Origin of the sequence: Streptomyces prasinopilosus, from assembly GCF_001419695.1 — a bacterium.
GTDB classification, from domain to species: Bacteria; Actinomycetota; Actinomycetes; order Streptomycetales; family Streptomycetaceae; genus Streptomyces; species Streptomyces prasinopilosus.
In genome coordinates this window covers 1-2,245 of the sequence record NZ_LIRG01000959.1, presented here as the reverse complement: position 1 = coordinate 2,245, position 2,245 = coordinate 1, and the positions used below count along the sequence as shown (strand labels likewise).

The 2,245-nt window shown below is 71.2% G+C and carries 3 protein-coding genes and 2 pseudogenes; 3 read left to right on the top strand and 2 right to left on the bottom strand.

Annotation, left to right across the window (positions count from 1 at the left end; translation table 11 throughout):
• Nucleotides 1–296: pseudogene (locus AOK18_RS34960) on the bottom strand (cytochrome P450); the annotation flags it as partial.
• Between AOK18_RS34960 and AOK18_RS34955 the strand changes: the two are divergent.
• From AOK18_RS34955 to AOK18_RS29040, 3 genes and pseudogenes are all read left to right on the top strand, one after another.
• A pseudogene (locus AOK18_RS34955) lies at nt 291–830 on the top strand (SbtR family transcriptional regulator); the annotation flags it as partial. The pseudogenes AOK18_RS34960 and AOK18_RS34955 overlap by 6 nt on opposite strands.
• Before the next feature lie 118 nt (nt 831–948).
• On the top strand, nt 949–1,329 hold the full coding sequence (locus AOK18_RS29045) for a MerR family transcriptional regulator (RefSeq protein ID WP_055572756.1): 381 nt from the start codon (nt 949–951) through the stop codon (nt 1,327–1,329).
• Between the two features lie 242 nt (nt 1,330–1,571).
• On the top strand, nt 1,572–1,775 hold the full coding sequence (locus AOK18_RS29040; protein ID WP_004985680.1) for a cold-shock protein: 204 nt from the start codon (nt 1,572–1,574) through the stop codon (nt 1,773–1,775).
• A gap of 98 nt (nt 1,776–1,873) precedes the next feature.
• Here AOK18_RS29040 and AOK18_RS29035 read toward each other — a convergent pair whose 3' ends face one another.
• The gene (locus AOK18_RS29035) at nt 1,874–2,212 is read right to left on the bottom strand and encodes an antibiotic biosynthesis monooxygenase family protein (RefSeq protein ID WP_055696246.1); all 339 of its coding nucleotides are present in this window, start codon (nt 2,210–2,212) and stop codon (nt 1,874–1,876) included.
• Nucleotides 2,213–2,245: the final 33 nt, after the last annotated feature.

Genomic DNA, 2,245 nt, shown 5'->3' with positions numbered 1-2,245 from the left:
CCTCCCGGTCCGCCCAGACGCAGGGGCAGTTCCCTCAGGCCGCGCAGCAGGGTGCTCGTCCGCCGGGCGAGGCCCGCCGGGTCGGTCGCGAAGGCGAGGGAGGAGTAGCGGTCCAGGAGGAGGCGAAGGGCGATCGCGGTCTGCGCGCGGGCCGGCGGGGCGCCGAGGCAGTGGTGGGGACCGTGGCCGAAACCCAGGTGACCCCGTGGGCGGCGGGTGATGTCGAAACGGTCGGGGTCGGGGAACACCAGCGGGTCGCGGGAGGCCGCCGCCAGGGACACCAGGACCGCGTCTCCGCCGTGTTCCGCGACCGGCTGGCGGACACGACGGCGGCCGGCGATCGGGCCCGGACCGCCCCCGACGCCTGGACGGGACTGAGCGACTACCTCGGCGCCGTCTTCGGCACCCTGGCCGACGACCGCGGCACCGACGACCTCATGACCACCCGACTGCCGGACGTCGAGGCCCTTCGCGCCGTGCACGCCCACAACCGCCGGACGGTGGAGCTGCTGCTCGGCCGGGGCCGCGAGGAGGGCACCGTGCGTCCCGACGTCACCACGGAGGACGTCCTGTTCGCCCTCGCCGCCCTCGGCCGCGCCGTACCGCCCCTCACCACGGCCGCCACGCCCGACGCCTGGCGCCGCCCCCTCGCCCTGCTCCTCGACGGCCTGCGCGCCTCCCCACCGTCGCCGCTGCCGGACCGGTCCCTCACCGCCGCCGAGCTCGACGACGTCCTGCGGGAGATGGGTCCGCACCGGTCAAGGCCCCAGGAGGGCCCGAAGGGCGCCCCCGGCGCCCGGACGGAGACGCACCGGCCGCGGACGCGGTGAACAAGAGCGGACATCTGCGTGCGCCGCGACAGTTTTCCTTCCGAGGTGGTTAGAGTTCCTGTGCGGGGAACACGTCCCCGGGGCGGTCCGTGTCCCGGTGGTCCACGGGAAGGTGCGCATGCCCTCGGAGAGTCAGCCGGATGCCGGCGTCCGCCGGCCGGACGGCGGCCGGCTCTCCGTCGCCGACCGGCTCGACGACGACCACTTCCCGGCCTACACCATGGGCAGGGCCGCCGAACTGGTCGGAGTGACACCCGCCTTCCTCCGCGCCCTGGACGGGACGGGGCTGATCACCCCGACGCGTTCGGAGGGCGGCCACCGCCGCTACTCGCGCCGTCAGCTGAAGCTCGCCGCACGGGTGCGCGAACTCGTGGACCGGGGGATCCCGGCCGACGCCGCGTGCCGCATCGTCGGTCTGGAGGAGCGGCTGGAACAGGTCGAACGGGACTACGAGGAGCTGCGCCGGCAGGGCGGGCACGAGGCGCACCGGCCCCGGTGAAAATCTGTTCTCGCCAGAACAGAAATGCAGCGCCCGTGACAGAAATCTATTTCTTCAAACGCGTCGACCGCGCTTTCCCTTGGTGATTTTCCTCGCTTGCCGCGGATATGGTCCGTGCTAAGCTGACGTCAGTTGCAGTTGTGGTTGCCAGTTTGCTACCGGTTCTCCGGGCAGGTGATCATCGCGACGATGAGGGAATTCGTAAAGTGCGTTTTCCCGTGCACTGTCTCAGGAGATTTGATATGGCCACCGGTACCGTGAAGTGGTTCAACTCGGAAAAGGGCTTCGGCTTCATCGAGCAGGACGGCGGCGGCGCCGACGTCTTCGCCCACTACTCGAACATCGCCACCTCGGGCTTCCGTGAGCTCCAGGAAGGCCAGAAGGTGACCTTCGACGTCACGCAGGGCCAGAAGGGCCCGCAGGCCGAGAACATCGTTCCCGCCTGACCCGTACGTACGCGAGTACGCAGGGATTGCAGCAGGGCCCCGCACTTCGGTGCGGGGCCCTGCTCCGTTTCGGCCCGGGGCCCGGGCCCCGGGCGCGTTCAGGCCTGCTTCGGCCCGGTCTGCTGGACCACCTCGAACGACCACAGCGTCGCGTCCGTGGCGGCGGGCTTCGGCCGGTCGTCCTGCGCGCCGTCCTGCGCGCCGCCGCCACCGTGCGCGGCCCGGCCGCGGCCGGCCAGCCAGCGCTGGAAGTCCTCCTCGCTCCGCCAGCGGGTGTAGACGAGGTAGGTGTCGGTGCCCTCCACGGGACGGAGCAGCTCGAACCACTCGAATCCGTCCGAGCCCTCCACCGCGCCCGCCCGCGCGGCGAACCTCTTCTCCAGCGTTTCCCGCTGTTCTTCCGGAACCGTGAGTACGTTGATCTTGACGATGCTCATGCTCCGATTGTTCCGCAGTGCCGGTGCGGAACA

What these genes read in the sequence shown, in the direction of transcription:
- AOK18_RS29045 (WP_055572756.1), top strand. Translation starts at nt 949, where the DNA reads ATGCCCTCGGAGAGTCAGCCGGATGCCGGCGTCCGCCGGCCGGACGGC.
- AOK18_RS29040 (WP_004985680.1), top strand. Translation starts at nt 1,572, where the DNA reads ATGGCCACCGGTACCGTGAAGTGGTTCAACTCGGAAAAGGGCTTCGGC.
- AOK18_RS29035 (WP_055696246.1), bottom strand. Translation starts at nt 2,212, where the DNA reads ATGAGCATCGTCAAGATCAACGTACTCACGGTTCCGGAAGAACAGCGG.